Here is a 21577-nt window from a genome sequence, read left to right as displayed (position 1 = left end):
GGAACAGGTTAGCGACAGCCCAAACTCTCACGGGTTAAAGCACCAGTAACCGGATTCGTGCCTTCCGCCCGTTGGCACAGGGCAATCGCTTCTGAACGGTCGAGAATCGCATCGGTAAAATCGGCACCCGTAATCTTGGCGTTCTGAAGCCGAGTGCTACTCAGAGTGGCTTCCACCAAAATGACATCGGTGAGGTCGGCACCCATCAGATTCACGCGGTCTACTAAAGCGCCGGTAAGGTTAGCTCCCTGCAGGTTCGCCTCGCTCAAAATGCCTTTGGTTAAAATGGCTCCTTGAAGATTGGCCCCGTGGAAGTCAGACTGACGCATATTGGCATTAACAAAAGTGGTGCCCACAAAATCTGTATTGGAGAGATCCCGTCCCCTCAAATCGGTGCTGTTGTAGTTCACGGTATTGGCTTGTGCCCAGGCTGCACCGGCCCAACTGCTCAAGCTCAGGCTAATACTCAGCAGCAGCGTCATGAGTCCTGCAATCAACCGTCTTCCCATACCCCTGTTTCCCTCACCATGATTTGTAAAGTTGAGCCTATCACTACACTTGGGAGTCAAACGGAGGATGATACAAGCGCTATGACTTTGCGATGCTGCACTTCAGCTGGCACAAGAGAGAGGCATATGGAAGCCCTGGTTAAGGTTCTAATGGCTGCTAAGGTTTACATGCTAGAGGCTGCAACGGCGCTAGCCCGACAAGCAACAGACGCAGATGCAGCAGATGAAGGCATTCTGGACAAGCTCTCACTGGAGAATCTCCAGCTTAGGGGATGCTGGTAAGCCGTATTTTGACCGCTAGTCTCCGGTCGGGGCTGGGACTTGGTGTGGTTCTGTTAGGGCTTAGTCCCCACTTGGCCCAGGCTCAAACATCCCAGACGCCGCAAGCGCCACAAGCAGTTGAATGCGAGATTCTAATCGCCGGGGGTGGCTTGGGCGGTGTAGCCGCTGCCTTAGAAGCCCTAAGCCTAGGGCGTCAAGTCTGCATGACTGAAATTACAGACTGGCTCGGTGGCCAAGTGAGTACGCAGGGCGTCTCAGCTTTGGATGAGCGGCCTTTGCAGCGTCAGCAGAATCTTTTCCCGGCTCGTTATGCCGAGTTTCGGCGGCGAGTTCAAGCAACCTACGGCCAGAGCAATCCGGGTCGCTGCTGGGTGAGTGCTTTGTGCTTTTCGCCAACGGTGGGCCAGCAGGTGGTCCGTGAGATGCTGAAGCCTTATGAGCGCTCTGGCCAATTGCGTCTGTTCACCGACACAGTCGTCAAAGACCTAGACCGCAGTGACAATCAGCTCACGGCGGTGACGGCGATTAGGCATCAGCCGCGCCAGCCAGCGCAGAATTCTGAAGCTTACGGTCGGCCCCTCTCGGCCTATCTGCTCGATTGGTACAATCCTGCACCCTCGCCCCTGTTTGACAAGACCGTGATTCGGTTTGTGCCTCCGGCGCAGCGCTCTGGCTCGCGGCTGCCCTGGGTCGTGATCGACGCGACCGAGACTGGTGAGTTGTTGCCTCTAGCACGTGTGCCCTATCGAGTCGGTAGTGACCCGCCCAACCGTTGGGAGCCGAGCGCCTCAAGGGCGGTAGAAGCCTATTGCACCCAGGGCTTCACCTATCCCTTCGTTATGGAACGGACAGCAACACCACAGGTGCCGATTAAGCCGGAGTTCTACGAGTCTCCATTGCACAAGCCCTACTACAGCTACGAAAAGCCTGAGTTCAACTTTGCCCGTATCTTCACCTACCGTCGGATTCGCGGCCAGCAAGCCGGTCAGACGGAGGCAGCGATTCGGGTGGGGGACCAGACATTGCAGAACTGGACCTGGGGTAATGATTGGCGCATCTCGATACCCACGCAAAACCTGGTACTGACTGATGCCCAATTGCGCGAGAGCAGACAGCTAGAGCCTGGGGGCTGGCAGGGAGGGTTACGGGTTGAAGCACTGCGCCAAGCGGAAGACCACGCTTTGGGCTTCTTCTACTGGCTAGTTGCGGGTCAGACTGACTCTCAGGTACCGGGGGCAAGGACCGGTGAATACCACTTTCGCTATCGCTTAATGCGAGGTACAGATTCGCCTTTAGGCACGGAGCACGGTCTATCTCGGTATCCCTATATTCGCGAGGGACGGCGTATTGTCGGGCGTGTTTCTGGCTCCTATCCTCAGGGCTTTACCATCTACGAAACAGATATTTCCCAGAAGCCTTCTGACTTGAATCGGGGCAGACCCTACTTGTTCTATGACGCGGTTGGTGTTAGTCAATACCCAATCGACTTTCACGGTTGTATTGATGAACAATTCGCTGCCTTACCGGGCAATACGAGTGTAGCTCAGGCGCCAAGCTATCCGTTTCAAATTCCCCTGCGGGCGTTAATTCCTCAGGAGGTCGAAAATCTGCTAGCTGGCAATAAAAATATCGCCACCAGTCACATTAGTAATGCGGCTTATCGAGTGCATCCAGTTGAATGGGCAGTCGGGGCAGCAGCAGGCAATACAGCAGCCTTCGCACTGAGCAATAACTTATTTCCTGGCGAATTGACTTTGCCTACCGCCCAGGCAAGAGCTCAATTGAGCCAATTACAAACTCAGATTCGTCAACAGGGCAATCTCACTCTGTTCCCAGGTGCCACCATCTTTGAAACACAATGGGCAAATTACCGATGATTTTCTATTTAACGCTCTCTTGAATGCTTTCTTGCTTAATGCTTGCTTGAGCAGTGATTTCTTGTACTTAATTTCTGCCCTTAAATGTGCGGTGCTAATCGCAACGGATCGCTTCGAACACTTCTGGCGAGAAAATATCTTTCATGACCCGTATGTAAGGCAGCAGTGGCCTGATGGTTTGGCGAGGAATCATGCGCTGCATGTTCACTTCAATCGTTTGGATCATGGCTCGCACCAATTCCCAACTCACCATCAGCCGCGGATAGAGCATGACACACAGCGGGAAAAGCTCGTGCTGAACTGAGCGGATGCTGCCCTCTAGGACGCAGACGCAAAGGTACACCTGAAACAGTTCCACATCGCGCAGACTAGACTCCTCGACCACTGGCGCTCGTAGGTGGCCGCTATGGCTCGTGTAATGGGGGAATTGCTCGCAAATTTGCTCAAACACGCGACGAGCGATTTCGCTGCTCAGTGGCAAGAGCGCCTGTACCGCTTGCAGTGCGGGCGAGTCAGGATCGTGCTCGGCAGCAGCCTCGTAAGCTACCTGCAGCGGCATATAGAGATGGTCGTTCATCACCCGCAGATAGGGTTCGAAGCAGGCTTGCTCAGCTAGGGTAAGCTGCTCCAGCAAACACCGAATGGTGTGATGCACATGCATGCCCAGAAACCCGAGCACGCGGCCATCCTGCTGGGTATAGTATTGCCGAACCCGGCCAAACTCCCGGCTGCCCTTAGCCGATAGATGGTCCGGACTATGACCAGCCGCGAATACATCCAGCACCATCTGAAACAGCCTGCGGTTGTCAGCTGCAATCTGTAGAGAGTCTAAATGGTGAGGGTCAATGCGCTGTTGCCGAATCTCTTGGTCTAGAAACTTGTGAGTGACTGAGAGAGCCTGACCGGTGACCAGGGGCAGGTTGCGAGCCACCTTTTGCGCAGTTTGAGACCGCAGTTGGGCTGGCGTTAAAGTTGAAGGGCCTGAGGCTGGAGCGCCAAGATCAGCGCTTGACAGATCAGAAGGTTGATCGAGAAAGCGAATGTATCGCTTAGCCCATAACAGGGCAACTGACTGGGCATGATGTCGCTCTGCCACTGGTGAACTCACCTGAAAGCGCGTAGCTGAAGAAACGGATAGATTCATAGGTCGGGTTTGGAATTCAAACACCTACAGGGGGCACTGTATGAAGGTAGATTGCCTGGAAACCCTGATTCTTCAGCCTCTGCCGCTCAGACCCAGAGCATAGTGTATCCAAACTAACACTGGAACTATTAAAAGAAAAAGAAGTTTATGGTTTGCAACATTGTTAAGTAATTCTGCTCATTGTGGGTCTGGTTAATCAAGTGGTTGTAAAGAACGGTTCAGCTATCAGGTCAGAGCTACTACCTAATTAGGGATTGGTATGCAGTAGTTCTGGTGAGAAAAGCTGGTTGAGCAGTCGTAGGTAAGGCGCAAAAATCTGAAGATGCTCGGTGCTTAAGCGCTCGGACATCTGCTGAACCACGGACCACAGCATCTCTCGGACCAAGTCCCAGCTCACCTTCAGGGTGGGATAAAGCATGATGCATAGGGGAAAAAGCTCACCTTGAATGGAACTGATATCCTCTTCGAGAACGCACAGACATAGATAGACAATGAACATCTCCGCATCTCGCAAGCTGGAGTTGGCGACGGACAGTTCGCGTAACGAACCAGTGTAGGTACGGTGATTAGAAAAACGGCGACGAACCTGCAAGCAGGCTTGTTGAGCTATGAGTGTACATTGGGGCAGCAGCGCCTGGACTGCCAGTAGGGCAGGAGATCCCAAATCGTGCTTGGCGGCAGCCTGATAGGCATCTTGTAAGGGAATATTGATGTGGTCATCCATCACCTTCAGATAAGGTGCAATCGTAAACCGTTCGCCGGGCTCAAGCTGATTGAGTAAATCCAGAATGGTGTGGTGCAGTTGCAAGCTGAAAAAACCTAGAATGCGTCCGTCCTCACGAGTGCAGTTACGCCGCACCTGACCAAAAACACGGCTGCCCTTAGCTGACAAGTGTTCTGGGGTGTGACCAGCACAGAAGTTCTCGATCACCAGCTCCAGCAGAGTGCGATTGTCAGCGCTGAGCTGCCAGGGGTCGAGATGACGGGGGTTGATACCCTGACGCCGCAGCTCATTCGCCAACAGGGAATGGGCAAGGGTCAGCGAGCGAGACACCGCAAAGGGCAGTTCTTGCAAAATCTTGTCACTGATGGCGGCGCGTCTTTCGGGTGAGTCGGCGGCAACAAGGTCGATGACCGGGCGGCCTTGACCTTGGTCTAGGACCTGACTGCGCGAGGCGACCTCTTCCAAATACTTACGCGCCCAGAGAGTACTGAGTTCAGTGGGGAGTTTGGGCATAGTGGACTGAGCACCGTGGAGAGCGGAGCCGTCTTTAGATTGAGACGGGCGAATATAACGCCTGTAATGCTCCGGGAGTGGGACCATGTGGGCAAAGGCTAAGACGAAAGCGACTCTTCAATGCCCACCCAGAATTGATCGCCTGCGATCCATGGCTCGCTGAGCTGAGGGGGCCAGCTAGATTGACTGTTACCCCCTTAATACATTTCGCGTATCTCGTACCCGGATGCCGTACGTGGTTAACTGTCCAACGAGGTACTCAAGCCAGTTGCTAAAGCATCAAGGAACTGTTGCGCGTTCTCATAAATCTCAAACAATTGATCGATGCAAATAAGCTCTGCGGCCAGACGGACAGGGCCATGTAGGGACGCCAGGGCCAAGCGGACCCCCTGCTGTTTGGCGACCTTGAGCCCACCGACCAATGAGCCAATGCCGCAGCTGTCTAGAAAGATGACATCTGCCATATCTACCAAAACGTTGGGATAGCGACCGCCGCAAACTTCCTGAAGCTCTTGCCCAAAATACACAGCCTCCAGAGAGGTCATGCGACCTCGCGGTTTGAGAACGATCACTTCATAGGGACCCGAGGCAGCTACGCCGCTCAGACAACTCACCTCATAACGCATGCTGCTCTCCAGTCATCAGCGGTCTAGTAATTAAGCCTGACAATCAAGCCTGTAATCCAACAATGCCCACTCCAAGCAAATTTTCAGCTTGAAATGGTTGGGCTTGTTGCTGAAATTTTGAGCTGATGGCTCTAAGTTCATGACAGGCCTAGGCCACAAAACATCTCGGCATAGTCTAGAGAGCCCAGAGAGGACCTAGTAGCCCAGCTCTAGCGGCTCATGTTGCGCTTGAGTTGCTCCATCTCGTCGTCTAGTTCCCAATCGCGAAATTTCTTTTCTAAGTCGTCAACCTGAGCATTGGTGCTGCTGGCTCCGTTCCAAGTCTGCCACTCCCAACGGTTTTCGGCCTGCTGACTACTAGAAGCCGTGCGGGCGGTGGCAGCTGCCTCAGCTGCTTTGGCTTGGACTTCCTGACGGCGAATCTGGATCTGGCGCTGGAGTTCGGTGGTCTGTTTAATTCGTTCTTTGACCATTTCCATTTGACCCCAGCGTTGATTGCCATCTTTCAAGAGCATGGCTTCGCGCTCGCGGGCACCCTGAGCTAGGTCGGGCCGATTGGCCTTTTCGGCTTTGTCAGCCCGAATATGCCAACGCTGAATATCCTGGGCAGTGCTGAGGATCTGCTCTTGTAGGCCCTGTTCCTGTCGGTGTAAGTCGCTCAAAAGCTGGAGTGTTTCTTCTTCTTGGTCGCGCAGCTTATCTTCGAGTGCTTGCAGCTCTAACTGAGGATTGTCGCGCAGGAATTCTTCGAGTCGCATTTCTAGAAAGCGGCTTAAGTCGTCGAAAATGCTCATTGAAGAACTCCCGGCAGGTTGAGAAGCGAACTGCCTCTCTTATAGCGTTCCTCTGTTCAAAAACGCTCCCCCACCGTGACTGAGCGCAGCTGCTGATTGGGACGTCGCAAAACCACTTCTTGCTCTCGGATTGCAATCACAGTCCAATCGCTGCCGCTCAAGGTTTCGCCAACCCGGAAACTCTTTGTACTGCCATTGCTGTTGATCATGGCCATAGAGCGCTCTCCCACGTCTAAAACGCCAACCAGAGAGTAAGCTGGCGCAGGCACTGCTGGCGCTATTGAGCTAGGTGCTCCTGAGCTAGGTGCTATTGACCCAGTCGCTCCTGACCCAGGGATCACTGGCACCGGGCTGGCAAGTGCTGACACCGCAGATGGCAGAGCAGGGGCAACTGGTGGCGGTACGATTGCTGAGCTAGCCAGAGCCGGTGGGGCCGTGATGGGTGGCGGCGGGTAGGCTGGCAGGTAGACAGGGGGCACAACAGGAGCCGTTTGCGGAGCTGCCTTCGCTTGCTTTTGGCGGAAATCGAGCAGGTCTAGAGTGCGTCCCACGTACTGGCTGAACTGGAGGCTTTCAGGATCTAGCCCCGTTGCTATGACGGGTCCTGGTCCCGAAGGGGAGCCGGCCCGTAGACCAAACCACAGCAGGGCAGACACCAAAACCGAGGTGAAGGCCGCTCCTGCTAGCAGCGCATCTAAATTCAAGCCTCGTCCGGTACGGTCCTCACCTCTGAAAAGGCTTGGCTCTAGGGCAACATCCAGGTTCTCTAGCTGGGCTAGCAGGGTGTCAGGCCGGGTATGGTTGAGCTTTACCAAACGCCCGGAGGGCAGATTGGGAGTTTGGAGGGCTAATTGACCACCAGGACTGGGCTGGCTAGGAATGATGGGATTGAGGCAGATCTGTCCATCTAGCGCCTGTTCAACTTCACCGAACAAAGTATCCATCAAGCTATCGGCGTGGCTCTCTAGCTTGGTTTGGTCTTCTGAAAGATTGGGGTCAATCAGGTCAGAATTAGGCAGTAGCGGTAAATTGCCAGGTTGTCTGGGGTGCAGCCGAGGTCGCGGGGGCGCGGGGGGAAAACTGGCCCGTTCGCCAATCCGTTCACTAATACCTGAAGCAACAACATCCTGAGACATGGCAGCCTATTCGCAAAGAGTTGAGTCTGGATGGAGAATTGAGCTGAGTGGCACCCGACACAAACGCCTTTGAATCAGCGCTCTAACCGATAATCAAACAGCAGTATAAAGGTCTATGCCAACAATCCACTAGATTATGCACACAAAAGAAAAAACGCAGAGCTTGTAAGCCCTGCGTCTCTTGTACCAAAGTCTAGTTTCTAGAGCTTTGTGTGCGTTGTTTGAACTAAACGCTAACTAGCTGCGAGTAGCTCGTAAGCATCTGATCCGCTGTAAGCGTGTCGTCTTCGGCTTGGGGTGTCCAGAGCACTTCAACTGCTAACAGTCGGTCGCTAGATACAGAACCTAAGGCTTGAAGCGCTTGTTGCAGGTCAGCTGCCGAGCGAACTGGGGGTAGTCGGAAGTCGCCTTCTACAGCGGTGAGTAGGGTGACAACGATGAACTCGCCAGGTCCTTCGCTCAGGTCAGCCTGATCACCAGTCAGGGCAGCGCGGGCAGGAGCTTGGGTGAGCAAGTTATCCACGTTGGAAAGAGTTTCGCGGTTGAACTTGCTGCGCTCGCTGAGAGCCAGTTGGTTGAATTGTCCTTCAGCAGCAGCCAAGGCAATCGTCTTATTGTCAGAACCGGCGTAGGCCCAGTAGTCAGGATGGCGTAGCAAAGCCAGTGTGGTTTCTTGTAGGAGTCGGGTGTAACCAGCGGGAGAGCTGGTATCAGCGCGACGGGCTAGGTCATTGAGTTCGGCTTGAAGACCTCGGGCATTGGCCAACAGACCCACTTGTACCTTGTTGACCTGCACCTTATTAGAAGGATAGCCAGTGTAGTCATCGCCGCCTTCACCACCTGAGGTAGCGCTGCGGAAACTACGAGCCAAGAAGCCAGCAATGGAGAAGAAAATTAGCAGGGTGAACAGGCCACCGAAGCCACCGCCAATGCCAAACACGGGGAACAGGAAGGGGAAGCCAAACCCGCCACCGGGATAGTAGCCACCGCCGCCGGGATAGTAACCACCACTGGGGCCACGATAGGTCTGGCCTGAAGGGGGCATGCTACGACGGGGGGCTCCAAAGGAACGTCCACCAGCCCGACCTCCAGAACGGGCCGCCAGGGCTCCATCCGCGTTGCCCAGGACCATCAAGGCGACCAGCAGCAACGCCAATGCGGGACGCAGTAGGCGCTTGAGCTGGCTAAAAAGTTTAGATTTCATAGTTGTGTACTCGGTCTATTAAGGTTCTACTGTCCAGCGGAAGCGTTGAGGAGCGCTGGCGCTTCCTATGTCCTAATGTAACGGTTTTATCAGCTTTGCTGGTTTCGGGTAACCGTACGCAAGCATCGGGATCCACGTTTTGACAGTAGCGCGAGACCTGCTAGCTGATATCCGTCAGGTGTGGGAGATTTCTAGGAACTGAAGCCAAGAACTTTGGTTTAGAAACTTACGTTTAGAAAATCAGTCCAAGCCCTCGATCTAAGAACTCGATTTGAAGAGAGCTGACAGGCACAAGAGGAGCCTCCAAATAGCACTAGGGTTCTTGAAGTAAAGTCTCAGCTAAACCCAGAAAGGTGACCCCTTGAGGGGTGATTTCAAAGCGACAGGGTAGCACTTCAACCCCTGCGGCTACCGCTGCTCGTAGATACTTCCCGTAGGCTGGATCGGCACTGTCGCCTGGTGCAAAACAATTGCAATCGCCGCGATTAATGAAATAGAGAATCACCGAACGGGACTGATCAGGGACGGCCAAGGCAGTGAGTTCACGCAGATGTTTTTGACCCCGGATGGTGACTGTATCTGGGAATAGGGCTAGAGCACCTTTGGCCCAAGTGGTGCTTTTCACTTCCAGGTAAATTGGCAGCTCATCACCCTCTAGCAGAAAATCAATCCGGCTGTTTTCTAACCCGTAGGGAATTTCTTTGCGAATCACACGATAAGAACCTAATTCGGGCAGTAAACCCGCTTCTAGAGTGCGCAAAACTAGCCGGTTGGGAAGGCCGGTGTTAACCCCAACCCAGGCAGGTGTCTTGTTATCCTGTACCTGAATCATTTCCCAGGTGTATTTGAGCTTACGTGTAGGGCTATCGCTATGGGAAACCTGCACTGCTGAACCTGGGGTAGAGATGCCAGTCATAGGGCCAGTATTGGGACAATGCGCCGTAATTACCTGGCCCGTAGTCAATTGGATTTCGGCAAAAAAACGCTTATAACGGCGTAGCAAAATCCCTTCTGAGAGGGGAGGATATTGATAAATCGAGATGGGTTCAGGCATTAGAAGAAGTTGACTCGGTAGTCTGAGCTAAAGCAACGAAATTATGGAGCTCCCCCATCAGTTTTTGCTGAAAATCGGCACTGCACCAAGCGGACTGGATCGCATTCTCGCTGAATCTAATAATGTCAGGAAATTGAAAGCCGAAGGTTGACATCAGCGCTAGATATTCCTCTTCTAAGCTCGTGTTGAACATTTTGGGGTCGTCAGTATTCACAGAAACCAGCAGGTTCTGAGCATAAAATTGTCGGATTGGATGCGCCGCTAAGTTCGGCACAACTCCAGTTCTTAAATTGGAAATCGGACAAGCTTCAATCGGGATCTGTTGCGTTTGTAACCAGTTGACCAAACTGGGATCTTCAATGGCGCGAGTTCCATGGCCAATGCGATCTACCTGTAGAGTCTTCACGGCTCCCCAAATGCTCTCAGGTCCAGCCGCCTCGCCTGCATGGGCTGAGGTTTTGAAGCCAAAGTTTCTAGCGGTTTCAAAAACCGCCGCATAGGGTTCGGGCGGAAAAGCTTGTTCTGAGCCACCAATGCCAATACCAATGACCCCCAGCTCTTTGACTTCTGAAACGGCTTGTAGCCAAATAGCTCCTTGCTCTGGGCCGAAATCTCGAATGAGATCAGCGACTAGGTTGATCGTAATCTCTGGTTGAGTATTGAGCCCTCGGCGGATCGCTGCAGTCAGCTCTTGAACTTCTAAACCGTGTCGGGCAAAGTCACCCGGTGAGTAGAAAACTTCGGCATAGCGAACATTTTGGTTGGTCAAATCTTCAGCAACGGCAGCTGCAATCAAAGTGAAGTCTTCGTACTCCCGTAGAAAGTTGTTTTTCCAAATCCAAGTGTCGATGAAGTGGGCAAAGTCTTTATAGGCAAACTTTTGCTCTAGCTGGGCTAAATCTCCCAGTTCGCTTGTCCCTCCGTACTTCTCAACTAGTTGCCAGAGGGTGTTGAGGGGAATCGCCCCTTCCAAGTGAAGATGGAGTTCAACTTTGGGCAGGGCTTGGATCAGCTTCTGTGTCTTGCTTGCAGTCATGAGTTAGCTTCCCGCTCTAGCAGGAGTGTGACGGGACCATCATTGTCAATGGCAACCTGCATCATGGCCCCAAACTGACCGGTCTCGACTCGCAGGCCACTGAGCCGTAGCTGCTCAACAAACTGCTCGTAGAGGGCTTCTGCTCGTTCGGGACGGGCTGCTTGAGCAAAGGACGGACGACGGCCCTTGCGAGCATCGCCGTACAGCGTAAACTGGCTCACCACCAACAGTTCGCCCTCGATCTCCTGAATCGACCGCTCAAAGCCTCCCGCTTCACTAGGGAATAGCCGCAGTTCCAGGCATTTGCGAACCATCCAGCTCAACTCGTCGGGGGTGTCTGTGGCGGCGATGCCCACTAGTAAATTGAGGCCAGTACCAATCTGGCCAATCACTTGACCCTGAACTGTAACTTGCGAGGCTTTGACCCGTTGCACCACGACACGCATAACTAGGCAGGAGCACTGGGCTGGTAAAGGCTGACAATGCGCTCAATAATGCGGCTGGTCGAACTGGGCACTTCCACCCGAATCAGCTCGACTCTGCCACCATAAGCCTGAACAATGGCAGCCTCGGGCAAGGTTGCGGGCGTGTAGTCGCCGCCTTTGGCATAAATGGCTGGGCGCAGGGTTTCCACTAGAGTCGCGGCTGTGCGCTGCGGAAAAATCACCACTGCATCCACGCAGCCCAAAGCCGCTAACACCTCGGCTCGCTGGGCATCGGGTACGATCGGACGGCTAGTACCCTTGAGTTGCTGTACGGAGCTATCACTATTGAGGCCAATGACTAAGGCTTGTCCCAGCTGCCGAGCTGCCTGCAAGTAGCGCACATGACCTGCGTGTAGCAGATCGAAGCAGCCATTGGTCAGGACTAGGGGCTGCCAGCGCTCTGGCTCAGCGGTAATCGCGGCCTGCAAAGCTTCTAAGGTATAAATCACTGGCCCTCTCGCACAGACACTAACTGCTCCAGAGCGGCTCTCATCTCAGCAACCGAAGTAGTGGCGGTGCCAAACTGACGAACCACTAGACTGGCTGCTAGATTGCCGAGCACGGATGCTTGCTCAAAACTGCCCCCCGCACACAGCCCCAACGTCAGACCTGCGACGACTGTATCGCCTGCGCCAGTGACATCAAAGACGTCAGTGCGGTTAAAGGCCGGGATATCGTACTGGCTACTCTTGCGGCCAAATAGGCTCATGCCCTGCTCGCCTCGGGTAATCAGCATGTACTGGGCCTGAGTCAGGTTGAGCAGATCCTCAGCGGCCCGTTTTAGGTCGGTCGTGTTGTGGATGCCGTAGCCTATCGCTAGCTCCGCCTCTGGCAGATTGGGCGTAAAGATCGTGGCACCAACAAAGCGCCCTAGTCCAGTTTGCGCATCGACGATCACGCGGGAATGCTGCAAGGCCGCCTGGATCACTGGGCTACTCAGGACACCATCGCCATAGTCCGAGCAGACGACCGCCTCGGCCTCGTTTATATGAGCGGCAATGAATTCAGCCAGTTGGCGCTGGAGCTCTGGGTCGGCAGGATCGTCGGACTTGCGATCGACTCGCACGACCTGCTGCGTCACTGATTGCCGTGCATGGGCAGAGATCCGGGTTTTAGTCACAGTGGGCCGATGGGGGTCAACTAGAATACCGGCAGTATCAATGCCTGCTTCTTGAAAGATCCGACGTAAGGCTTTGCCCTGGTCGTCGCTGCCGACCAAGCCCACAGCCGTAACCTGAGCCCCTAGTTTGGCTAAATTGTAAATGGCGTTAGCGCCGCCCCCAGGGATTTGGCGTGTCTGCTCGTGGCGAATGACCAACACCGGGGCTTCACGGGAGGGACGCTCTACCTCACCCGTGAGAAACTCATCCAAAGTGAGATCTCCCACTGCTAGCACTCGATGTCCCCTGAAGCCATCAATTAAGGCACTCAGGGCGGCAGCATCTGAGCGCAGAAGTTGCTGGAAGTCCGTCATCAAGGTAAGCAATGCTAGAGACAGCCTATTATACGGGTGCTTCTCCTGCTTTTGTCTCTCCCTTTTATTTTTGATCTTTAGCTTTGATTTTTACAATGCCCAAGGCTTCAGCTCTAGTGCTTTGAATCTCTATTTGAATCTCTATCGGTGTCTAAGGCTTTAAAACAAGCTGATTTTTAACTATTCTTTTAGCTATCTTTAATCTATCGCTGAATCAAACACTGTAGAGACAAACGCAATGAAGCCAATAGAGGAACTCCATTTCATGCATCTCTACAGTGCTTAACAGACAAGTGTGTAAGTTATCTAGCTACGGGCCCAGCTAGAATTAGCTCAAGCTTATTAAAACTGACTTAGGAGAGCGAGCTACCAGCTTGGGAGAGCAGTTCACCCAGTTGCGTGAGTTTGCTGGCGAGCCCTGAATCGGCCTTAGAAGCTGCACTGCTGGTTTGAGTACCCAGTTGGCTTAGTACTTGACCAATTGCAGGACCACTGGCGTTACCACCAGTCAATAGCTGCTTAAGCTCAGTAAGGCTGCTAGCAATGCGTGTAGCACCGGGGTCATCCAGGCCTTGTAGCTGTTGCTCGAAGTTCTCGATAACTGTTACTGCAGTGCTAGGAGGTACGGAGGTTAGTCCGCCTTGCAGTGCAGAAATTGTAGCGTCGATATTGGCTGTTGATGATGTCGTCATGGGAGTTCCTTAGAAGTTATGTCGAATGACTTCACAATACTAAACAAACCCTCTGCTTAGATTACCTATCTCTTAAGACAGATCATCGTGTCCAATGAGTTGTTGCGAGGCAGGCTTAGTGAGCCTCTTAGTTCTCTTTTTGGGATGTGACCTCCGTGAAACGGCCGAAAGTATCTGACATTGTAGGTTCAGAATTACGGTCGTTCTATCAGGGTAAATATGATAAATAAGTCTCTGCTTAGCAACCCTTGGTTTTTCTTAAAGATTCTTTAGGGTTTCTTTAATCATTGGTGGAAGAGTTCTGTGCGGTCTATATGCAGGTTATAGATGTGCGTTAAACTACAAGTTTCGTAAATATTATCTTCTATGGTCAGTGGCCTTAAGCAAAAGCAATCAAGCTAGGTAGAAGTTAAGAGGCTAATGCTACAGGCTGTAGGTTCTGTCAATCTTCATATCAGCCTTAATATCAGCTCGGTATTAGTTGATATCAATGTTGATATCAATAGAGATGTGAGGAGAGATTTGAGGCCATGATGGCAATGGATGCATCAACTCAAGCTTTACCGAGGGAGCACTGGCAGGTGCCTTTAGTTTGGGTTTACGGAACCCTACGCCAGGGAGAACGCAACCACTGGCTATTGAAGGAGCGCGCTGAGTATCGGGGAAGGCACACCTGCAACGGGCAGTTGTACGCTATTGAAGACCCTGTAGAAGCGTTGTATCCGGCTGTTATTTTGCAATCCCAAGCTGATCCAGTAGTCGGGGAGCTGTTTTATCTACCGGAGGCGGTGCGGGCACAGGTCTATCGAGACTTGGATATTCTGGAAGAGATTGGTATTAACCTGTATCAAGTTGTCAGTTTGCCGACGCTAGATGCTGTAGCCTATGTTGCTGGCCCTAGTCTGTGGCAGTATTTACAGACTACGCCGGAGTTGAAGGTTCGGCAAATTCCAGGGGACTGGTCTCAATATCGGCAGCAAGGTTGTAGCCATTGAGCTCGTAAAAATATGAGGTTGTAAACATGACCTGTGACCTGGGACGGGGGTGAAGATCATGGAGAAGGCTGTCCCAAGCTCAAACACAGTTTTTCAGGCGACTCGTCGTCGTCTGGCCCTTTGGTATACCGCTGTAACTGCCGTGTTGCTGCTAGTGTTTGCCACGGTTGTCTATGGCTATGTGCGCGATACTTTGATTGATCGGGTGGATGACACCCTCAGTCATGTCGTGGAAGTGGTGGAGCGCTCTTTAGTCCTGGAGCAGGCGGATAACCAAACGGGCTGGATTCGGCTCAACCTGGATGCCAGCTTTCGAGACAACGCTGAGTTTCTAGAAGATGACCATATTGATCTGGAGTGGTTTAGCCCAATGGGCGAAAAGCTCTGGTCAACCCTGCCCGCCTCTGCCTCGATTCCCCTACGCTACGAGCGCAATGTGCGCACGGTACCTGTGAAGTCGGATGGGGTTCTAGAAAAGGAGGCAGCCTGGCTACGACAGATCACCGAGCCTGTGCGCATCAACGGCCAGATGCTGGGCTATCTGCGCGTGAGTCATCCTTGGTTCGAGGTCACCAAACCCACACGTCAGCTGCTGCTGGAACTCAGCCTCGGGCTAGTCGTGATGATTAGTACGGTGGCCGTTTGCGGCTGGCTGTTGTCAGGGCTCGCGATGAAGCCCGTGCGGGAATCTTATCAACGCCTGCGCCAGTTTACTGCCGATGCCTCGCATGAACTGCGCAACCCCATTGCTGTAATTCAGACCAATACTCAGGTTGCTCTGATGGACCTGGACATGTCGGAGCGAGATTGGGACACCCAGAAGCACCAGTTAGAAGTGATCGAGCGCCTGACGCGGCGCTTGGGGCGTCTGGTGGAAGACCTGTTATTCCTGGCCCGCAGCGATAGCGGCATCCAGCAAAATTCTCAGCTTTGTAATTTAGAGATCTTGTTAAAAGACATTGTTGAAGAACAGCAGATTACCGCCGAAAGCAAGCAGATAAAGCTATCCCTACAAATAGCTCCACTCAGCACAGTTAAAGCTGCAGAGCCGGTAGCTTGTTATGCCTGCTGCGGGGACCGCGATCAATTGGCTCGTTTGTTTACCAATTTAGTCAGCAACGCCCTACAACATACACCGACTGGCGGTGAAGTGGGTCTATCGCTTCAGCGCTCAGGTCAGAGCCAGATGCAAATTCAGGTTAGCGATACGGGAAGCGGCATCTCACCAGAAGCTTTGCCCCACATTTTCAATCGCTTTTATCGGGTTGATACTGCCCGTAGCCACAAAAATTCTGAGCCTGCCAATTCTTCGCTCAAGTTGCGGCCTGCGCCTACCGGCACTGGGCTGGGTCTAGCGATTGCTCAGGCGATTGTTGAAAATCACCACGGTCAAATTCGAGTCGATAGTACTTTGCATCAAGGCACAACCTTTACCGTAACCTTGCCACTTGCTAGAGAATCTGCCTAGAGGAAATGACTGCAACATCGCCAGTTTTTCTTGTCTTCTGGCCGTCCCCCTTGTCGCTGGTCTACCCCGCTAGGCAGTTCTGCTTAGCCTTTGTGTAGCCTAATCTCGGTATGCCCTCAGCGCTAGTGCGCCTTTTGTAAGGTGATGGCTCATGCTATTCATGCCCCTCAATTTTCTGCTCATGTGGCCGCTAGGACTGCTGTCTATTGCCCTACTGGGCAGCGGCGTCTATATCCTTTATGAATGGTACGAGGGCGAGCTTAATAGCACCCTCTATCTTGTAATTGGGCTCGTGCTGGTGCTCTGGTCCTTAGCCGGTCACTTACCACTCCTGCTGCTCTTGCGGCGACCGGGTGTGGATGAACCGAAGCCAACGCGCAATGGCACGGTCCAGATGCTAAAACGACCCGATGGCAGTAAGATTCGGGTGGAGTTTTACGGTCCGGCCGAAGGTCCAGTACTCATTCTCACCCACGGCTGGGGCCCGAACAGCACCATCTGGTACTACGTGAAGAAGCAATTGGGTGAACATTTTCGATTGGTGGTTTGGGACCTGCCAGGCTTGGGAAAATCCAGTAAACCTAAGAACCAAGACTATTCAATCGAAAAATATGCCCGTGACCTAGAGGCGGTCGTGGCTTTGGTCAAGGATAGGCCAGTAACCCTGCTGGGTCACAGTATTGGCGGCATGATTGTACTGACGTTCTGTCGGCTATTTCCTGATCAACTGGGGCAACAGGTAGCTGGCCTGGTCCTAGTAGATACGACCTATACGAATCCGGTGAAGACTGCAATCTTGAGTCGTTTTCTGCGTGCTGTCCAGCAACCTCTGCTCAAGCCTCTGCTGTATTTAACGATTGGTCTATGGCCTCTGGTCTGGCTAATGAACTGGCTGAATTATCTCAATGGCACCTTGCATCTGAGCATGTGGTTATCCGGCTTTAGGGGCACCGAAACTCGCGGCCAACTCAACTTCTCAACCTTGTTGTCCTTGCATGGCTCTCCTGCTGTTTTGGCACGGGGAACCCTGGCTATGCTCGACTATGAGGCAATGGCAACGCTGCCAAAAATCCAGATTCCGGTACTGATTATTGTGGGTGACTCCGATATCGTCACGGTCCCGGCAGCCAGTAAGCGTATGAGTGCAGAACTGGCTGAAGCTGAGTTAGTCATCCTCAAACAAGCCGGTCACATGGGGTTGATGGAGCATAACCAGCGTTTCAGTGAGATAGTGGGTCAGTTCAGTGCCAGTTGCTCAAATCCGCCCCATAGTTATTAGGCTTAACGATTAGCATTAGTTGGCAGTTACCAGCTTTGCTAATAGTCTTTCGCGCTTAGGGTATCTGCGGTTGGAGTATTGTCTCTTGAGGTATTGGCAGAGGATGCCGGTGGCTTGCCTGCATTGCGAACGTTAACAACTTTACCCAGCAAGTCAAACCAGAAGGATGCTCCCATGGAAATGGCTATGCCACTGATCAGCCAGCCCAGAAATCTCTTAAGCCCTGGTAAGCCTAAGAACTGACCTTCCTGCTGTTGTTGTTGCCGGTTGACTGGATCCCAGCCGATGGGTAGGGGAATATCATTCAGGACTTGATCGACTTGGCTTTTGATTGCATTTAAATCAACGGGGCCAGCTTGAGTATTATCAGCTATGATTTGCCCCGCGTTTTGGGTCACTGCGCTGCGTAGATCGGAATCTTTAGACAGTCGAGTGACAATGTGAAATGTGTCCGAATTAGTAGCTGCCGCAATCAAAAAGCCAATCAAAATTGCAACCCCTTTAGCATTGCGTTTATAAACACCAGAGGCCCGTTCCATTGAGCGGTCAAACCAATGGGCAATTTCCTGCCGCAACTGGTTCAAATCGCCACTAGTCTCGAGGGCTCTTGCCTCAGTCCGCTCTGCCAAAACTGCAAGGCTTTCTTGCACAGAGGTGGGTAGCGCTTCTATCGTTTGCTGAAGGTCATCGTAAAGCCCTTGCAGCTTTTGGTAATTAGGGTTGTCGGTGTCTTTTTCTTTGATGGCTTTATAAGTTTCTAGCAGTTCTTTCATGCTCGGTTTTAAGCTGGTGAGCAAAATGCTTTTCTCGATGTTGCTGCCGCCATTGGTGTTGCCAAAAATATCTTGCTTAAGGGATTCAAGGTACTCCCAAAACACCGGTTCGCCCTCTGGATCGGTGCGAATCTTCGTGATGTAAAGATCCAGTTTTTCCTGGATACGGTCGACAGTCGCAATTAAAGGCGCTCGGTTGTTTTTAAAGTCCTCAATGATTCTGCTGAAGTCACTTTCTAGTTTGTCCAAACCTTGAAGGGCAAGGTCTAGGAAGGGGCGCTGAGACTCATTGTTCTCATTTTCTAAGTTTTGTAGCCGGTTCCTAATTTCTTGGAGCAATCGTTCATTCTTGAAACTCTCTAGATTGAACTCGCTCAACTTTTGGACAACTGTTGGCAGTTTTAGAGTTTCCAACAGAGTGCTTGCAAAGGTTTCAGCCGACAAGTAGGAGGGACCACTCTGTCTATCTCTACCAGAATCATCCTTGCCAAAAATGCTTCCCCGTCGCTTGGTACCTGGGATCAACGCCCTTAGGGACCGATAAGTTCTACCAATCCACCAAGTGAGCTTGCGTGGCAAAGTGATGAATAATCCCTTAGCCTCTTGGTTGATATTTTTAATTAATGGATCGTTATAAAGTTTATTGGCAAGCCTAGTAACCTTATCGTCTTCTGGCGTATCGCTGCCTCCACCTAACAATATCTCAATCGATTTTTTCAAGTGTTCTGCACGCCATTGAAAAACTGTCGTGAGTAATTCTTGAATCTCAGAGGCTAATAAACTCAAAATAAGGTAAATAAAAATTAAGCCAATGGCAATATCTAAAATAAAAGGTAAACCCATGCCCTTCTCCCCTTTTCAGGTGTCTAATGTCCTGAGTGTATCAGCACTTTTCGTGCTGGCAAATATCGCTAGCAGATATTCTAAGGCATTCTATTTCACTAACTCGCACAAGCTTGGCCTTCGTTGTAAAAAGTCATGATAGGTTGTAGCTGATTGGCAGGCTAATCGAATTTAAATCAACCTTGATTAATCGGCTAGTAGTTTAGTGGGTAGACCATCAATGCTGACTTGATTTTTCTCATGCCAGTACTTAGAGAGACCCTCTTCTCCTTTTTTCTCTGCCCATTCAATGATGGTTTGACGTTCACCCTGGTATTCGTACAGGGGAACCCCAGCACCACAAGAGGTTTGCACAGACTCAATATTAAGTAGAATAATTTGTCGTTCGCCAGGGCAGTTGTGAAAATGGGCATGTAGCTCTGGCCAATTTTGATGCCTAGGGCGAATTACTTGGCCTTGCCCGTACAGACGCAGGATCAAGGGCTTTTCGGTAAAACTACAAAACATGATGGTTAGGCGACCGTTTTCCAACAGGTGAGCTGCTGTTTCATTGCCACTGCCAGTCAAGTCTAAATAGGCTACCGCTTCGTCACTTAGGCAGCGTAAGGTATCTACTCCCTTGGGCGACAGATTGACTCGCCCTTGATCGGCTGCGCTGGCAGTGAAAAAAATCTTCTGCTGCCCAATGAATCCACGTAGTGTCTCATTGAGCTTGGGATAGAACTTCGCCATGAACGGCTCCTTGATATCTCCCTGAACATTGGAACCCAATCCTACACTAGTCACTGGTGAGATTGCAGATTTTAAACGGCAAAAATCCCCTGAAGTTCTTGGATTTAGCCGAACTTCAGGGGATTTGAGGGAGGTAAAACTGACGATCAGCTGGGTGTACTAGCACCAGTAGGGGATATTATGGATTGCTCCCATGGCTTCTTATCACCGATTGGGGGATTGGTCTTTTCTGCCTGCTTCTCTTGAATAAGCTTCAGCTTGCTAAGGTTCCGTTGAAGATGGTCGATATAGTTACCGATCATGTGATCCAAAATGCCGTCCGTCCAAGGCTCAGTTGTGCTAGCAAACCGACCAATCAGTTGATCGAGAAGAATTGCCCCCCATTTTGTATTATCGAACTGAAGGTTGGCATTAACGTCAAAATACATCAACTTACCAACATGTCCATAGAGGAACTGAGCAGGTGGAATTTGCGGCACCACATCATTGTTGTTCACAAAGCGGAAAGTCTTGTCCCCGCAAACTGCATTGAAGGATTTCACGAAGCCGGGGCCACCTGTGCGTGGCTGGCCAAAGGTGTAAAGGCCGTTGACCGTTTGCCCTTCATTCTCTAGAGTAGCCGTGGCCAGCGTAGCCAAAGCTGCTCCTAGACTATGGCCTGCGATCCAGAGAGTCTTTTCTGGAGTTCTCTGCTCCTTGACCCAAGGCAGAATTTCATCAGCAACAGATAACCAGGCGGCTTGGAAACCTCGGTGTACTCGACCTTGAATTGGACCTTCCGGAGGGGCTTTAAAGCGAACCTTCTTGATTCTGGCATCGGTCAACCAATCGATAAGTTCGCCTGTACCTCGGAAGCTTACAACTACTGTCTTGTCATTGGCCATTGCAAAGGCTTGGGTGCCTGTCCTCGGATCATCAAAGAACCGAAACTCTTTGAACCCCCACTTGTATCGGCGGCCTTTACCAACGTCTTCAATATAGTCTTCTGTTTCATATACTAGGCTCGTCATTTTAGCAAATGATAGAGCGTTCTCAAACCACTGAACTTGCTCACCAATCTCTTCAAGTGTTGGCTTCTGGCTGGACTGTTTAGTCCCAAGGCAAAACTCAGATTTTAACTGGGGATTCAAGTTCGGATAGAACCTGAATTTGCCGTAAGGCGAGGGCAGAACTGAGTAACCATAGCGCTTAAATAATCTTTGGACGCCGCTGTACCCATTCTCGTCGATATAGTCAAACAGCCTTTCGTAAAAGTCTGAGTCTTTACTTCTATAGGTGCGGTCAGCAATAGGCTGAAGCCATTGAGTGAGGAAGGGAAGAAAATCGGTTGGCGAAACCAGTTTAGAACCATTAAATTGCTCGACGACTTGGTCTACTCGCTCCAAGGTTTCTAGGAACTGATCGAGCGGGGAAGGCCCGTCTTCTGGCTTTTCCTCCGGCTTTGTGTTCAATGGCTCTTGGGGTACTTTAGCCTCGCTTGGGGCAATTTCTTCATTTTCATAGAGTTTTCCATTAGTCACTCTTAAGATCTCTGTTCTGAACCGTGGTCCTGAAGAGAGCGCTTTTAGAACTTTGCCAATATCTTTTTGAAGCTCCGGCTCTCTGACAATTTCATGGATGTTCTTTTCTGCGAACTGAGCCCGTTGCCATTGCTGCTCTTTTTTGTACTGCAGAAAACGAATGTAGAGCGCACCAAAAGCTCCTAGAACTGCCAGCAAGAGGATCAGGTCGCTGGGCTTGGCCTCATGCCAGAATCCCTCACCAGCGTCCGAGGAACTGGGAGGAACATCAAGCAGAACAGGGTCTGGTAAGGGCTGGGCTTTTGCAGGGGCGGTCAGACAAATAGATGCCAACAGGGTGACTGCCAGAAGCTTGAGTTTCATGGAGTTTAGCTGGGGATTTAGCGGGGAGATTGGCTGAGAGGTTTACTTTTACAG

Annotated in this window: 21 protein-coding genes; 5 read left to right on the top strand and 16 right to left on the bottom strand. The window is 51.7% G+C overall.

Annotation, left to right across the window (positions count from 1 at the left end):
• Positions 1-8: 8 nt before the first annotated feature.
• Complete coding sequence (locus tag H6F94_RS20885) at positions 9-509, bottom strand: pentapeptide repeat-containing protein (protein WP_190804189.1); 501 nt, start codon at positions 507-509, stop codon at positions 9-11.
• Between the two features lie 126 nt (positions 510-635).
• Here H6F94_RS20885 and H6F94_RS20880 point away from each other — a divergent pair, with 126 nt between their 5' ends.
• Together H6F94_RS20880 and H6F94_RS20875 are read left to right on the top strand one after the other, a co-directional pair.
• On the top strand, positions 636-791 hold the full coding sequence (locus H6F94_RS20880; RefSeq protein ID WP_190804188.1) for a hypothetical protein: 156 nt from the start codon (positions 636-638) through the stop codon (positions 789-791).
• On the top strand, positions 782-2668 hold the full coding sequence (locus H6F94_RS20875) for an FAD-dependent oxidoreductase (RefSeq protein WP_190804187.1): 1887 nt from the start codon (positions 782-784) through the stop codon (positions 2666-2668). Before H6F94_RS20880 ends, H6F94_RS20875 begins: the two co-directional genes overlap by 10 nt.
• 94 nt (positions 2669-2762) lie before the next feature.
• Here H6F94_RS20875 and H6F94_RS20870 read toward each other — a convergent pair whose 3' ends face one another.
• The 12 genes from H6F94_RS20870 to H6F94_RS20815 all read right to left on the bottom strand — a co-directional run bounded on the left by H6F94_RS20870 (position 2763) and on the right by H6F94_RS20815 (position 13550).
• Positions 2763-3812 (bottom strand): bilin-binding protein, encoded by a 1050-nt coding sequence (locus tag H6F94_RS20870; protein WP_190804186.1) that lies wholly within the window; start codon positions 3810-3812, stop codon positions 2763-2765.
• Between the two features lie 247 nt (positions 3813-4059).
• On the bottom strand, positions 4060-5136 hold the full coding sequence (locus tag H6F94_RS20865; protein ID WP_190804185.1) for a bilin-binding protein: 1077 nt from the start codon (positions 5134-5136) through the stop codon (positions 4060-4062).
• Positions 5137-5288: 152 nt separating this feature from the next.
• Positions 5289-5675, bottom strand: coding sequence for an STAS domain-containing protein (locus tag H6F94_RS20860; RefSeq protein ID WP_190804184.1), 387 nt, complete (start codon positions 5673-5675; stop codon positions 5289-5291).
• Positions 5676-5884: 209 nt separating this feature from the next.
• Positions 5885-6469 carry a TIGR04376 family protein gene (locus tag H6F94_RS20855; protein WP_190804183.1) on the bottom strand — a complete coding sequence of 195 codons (585 nt, stop codon included), beginning with the start codon at positions 6467-6469 and terminating at the stop codon, positions 5885-5887.
• Between the two features lie 56 nt (positions 6470-6525).
• Complete coding sequence (locus tag H6F94_RS20850; protein WP_190804182.1) at positions 6526-7605, bottom strand: hypothetical protein; 1080 nt, start codon at positions 7603-7605, stop codon at positions 6526-6528.
• A 226-nt stretch (positions 7606-7831) separates the two neighbouring features.
• Complete coding sequence (locus tag H6F94_RS20845; RefSeq protein ID WP_190804181.1) at positions 7832-8809, bottom strand: DUF1517 domain-containing protein; 978 nt, start codon at positions 8807-8809, stop codon at positions 7832-7834.
• 313 nt (positions 8810-9122) lie between these two features.
• A complete protein-coding gene (sfsA, locus tag H6F94_RS20840) occupies positions 9123-9863 on the bottom strand; it encodes a DNA/RNA nuclease SfsA (protein ID WP_190804180.1) in 741 nt (246 codons plus the stop codon).
• Positions 9856-10899 carry an adenosine deaminase gene (gene add / locus H6F94_RS20835; RefSeq protein WP_190804179.1) on the bottom strand — a complete coding sequence of 348 codons (1044 nt, stop codon included), beginning with the start codon at positions 10897-10899 and terminating at the stop codon, positions 9856-9858. The genes sfsA and add overlap by 8 nt, the downstream gene beginning before the upstream one ends.
• Positions 10896-11345: a D-aminoacyl-tRNA deacylase gene (dtd, locus tag H6F94_RS20830; RefSeq protein WP_190804178.1), complete on the bottom strand. Its 450-nt coding sequence runs from the start codon at positions 11343-11345 to the stop codon at positions 10896-10898. The genes add and dtd overlap by 4 nt, the downstream gene beginning before the upstream one ends.
• 2 nt (positions 11346-11347) lie before the next feature.
• Complete coding sequence (gene rfaE2, locus H6F94_RS20825; protein ID WP_190804177.1) at positions 11348-11833, bottom strand: D-glycero-beta-D-manno-heptose 1-phosphate adenylyltransferase; 486 nt, start codon at positions 11831-11833, stop codon at positions 11348-11350.
• On the bottom strand, positions 11830-12858 hold the full coding sequence (locus tag H6F94_RS20820) for a bifunctional heptose 7-phosphate kinase/heptose 1-phosphate adenyltransferase (RefSeq protein WP_190804176.1): 1029 nt from the start codon (positions 12856-12858) through the stop codon (positions 11830-11832). Before H6F94_RS20820 ends, rfaE2 begins: the two co-directional genes overlap by 4 nt.
• 353 nt (positions 12859-13211) lie before the next feature.
• The gene (locus H6F94_RS20815; protein WP_190804175.1) at positions 13212-13550 is read right to left on the bottom strand and encodes a hypothetical protein; all 339 of its coding nucleotides are present in this window, start codon (positions 13548-13550) and stop codon (positions 13212-13214) included.
• A gap of 539 nt (positions 13551-14089) precedes the next feature.
• Here H6F94_RS20815 and H6F94_RS20810 point away from each other — a divergent pair.
• The 3 genes from H6F94_RS20810 (at position 14090) to H6F94_RS20800 (ending at position 17292) form a co-directional block, all read left to right on the top strand.
• The gene (locus tag H6F94_RS20810) at positions 14090-14545 is read left to right on the top strand and encodes a gamma-glutamylcyclotransferase family protein (RefSeq protein ID WP_190804174.1); all 456 of its coding nucleotides are present in this window, start codon (positions 14090-14092) and stop codon (positions 14543-14545) included.
• 58 nt (positions 14546-14603) lie between these two features.
• Positions 14604-16013 carry a sensor histidine kinase gene (locus tag H6F94_RS20805; protein ID WP_190804173.1) on the top strand — a complete coding sequence of 470 codons (1410 nt, stop codon included), beginning with the start codon at positions 14604-14606 and terminating at the stop codon, positions 16011-16013.
• Between the two features lie 151 nt (positions 16014-16164).
• Positions 16165-17292, top strand: a complete 1128-nt coding sequence (locus H6F94_RS20800; RefSeq protein ID WP_190804172.1) for an alpha/beta fold hydrolase — start codon at positions 16165-16167, stop codon at positions 17290-17292.
• 38 nt (positions 17293-17330) lie between these two features.
• Here H6F94_RS20800 and H6F94_RS20795 read toward each other — a convergent pair whose 3' ends face one another.
• From H6F94_RS20795 to H6F94_RS20785, 3 genes are all read right to left on the bottom strand, one after another.
• Complete coding sequence (locus H6F94_RS20795) at positions 17331-18908, bottom strand: hypothetical protein (RefSeq protein ID WP_190804171.1); 1578 nt, start codon at positions 18906-18908, stop codon at positions 17331-17333.
• A 186-nt stretch (positions 18909-19094) separates the two neighbouring features.
• Complete coding sequence (locus tag H6F94_RS20790; RefSeq protein ID WP_190804170.1) at positions 19095-19640, bottom strand: pyridoxamine 5'-phosphate oxidase family protein; 546 nt, start codon at positions 19638-19640, stop codon at positions 19095-19097.
• 146 nt (positions 19641-19786) lie between these two features.
• Positions 19787-21523: a lipase family protein gene (locus H6F94_RS20785; RefSeq protein WP_190804169.1), complete on the bottom strand. Its 1737-nt coding sequence runs from the start codon at positions 21521-21523 to the stop codon at positions 19787-19789.
• Between the last annotated feature and the right edge of the window lie 54 nt (positions 21524-21577).

Source organism: Leptolyngbya sp. FACHB-261, assembly GCF_014696065.1.
GTDB lineage: Bacteria > Cyanobacteriota > Cyanobacteriia > FACHB-261 > FACHB-261 > FACHB-261.
Note: the sequence above shows the minus strand (reverse complement) of the source record. Positions and strands in the feature narration are given on the sequence as shown.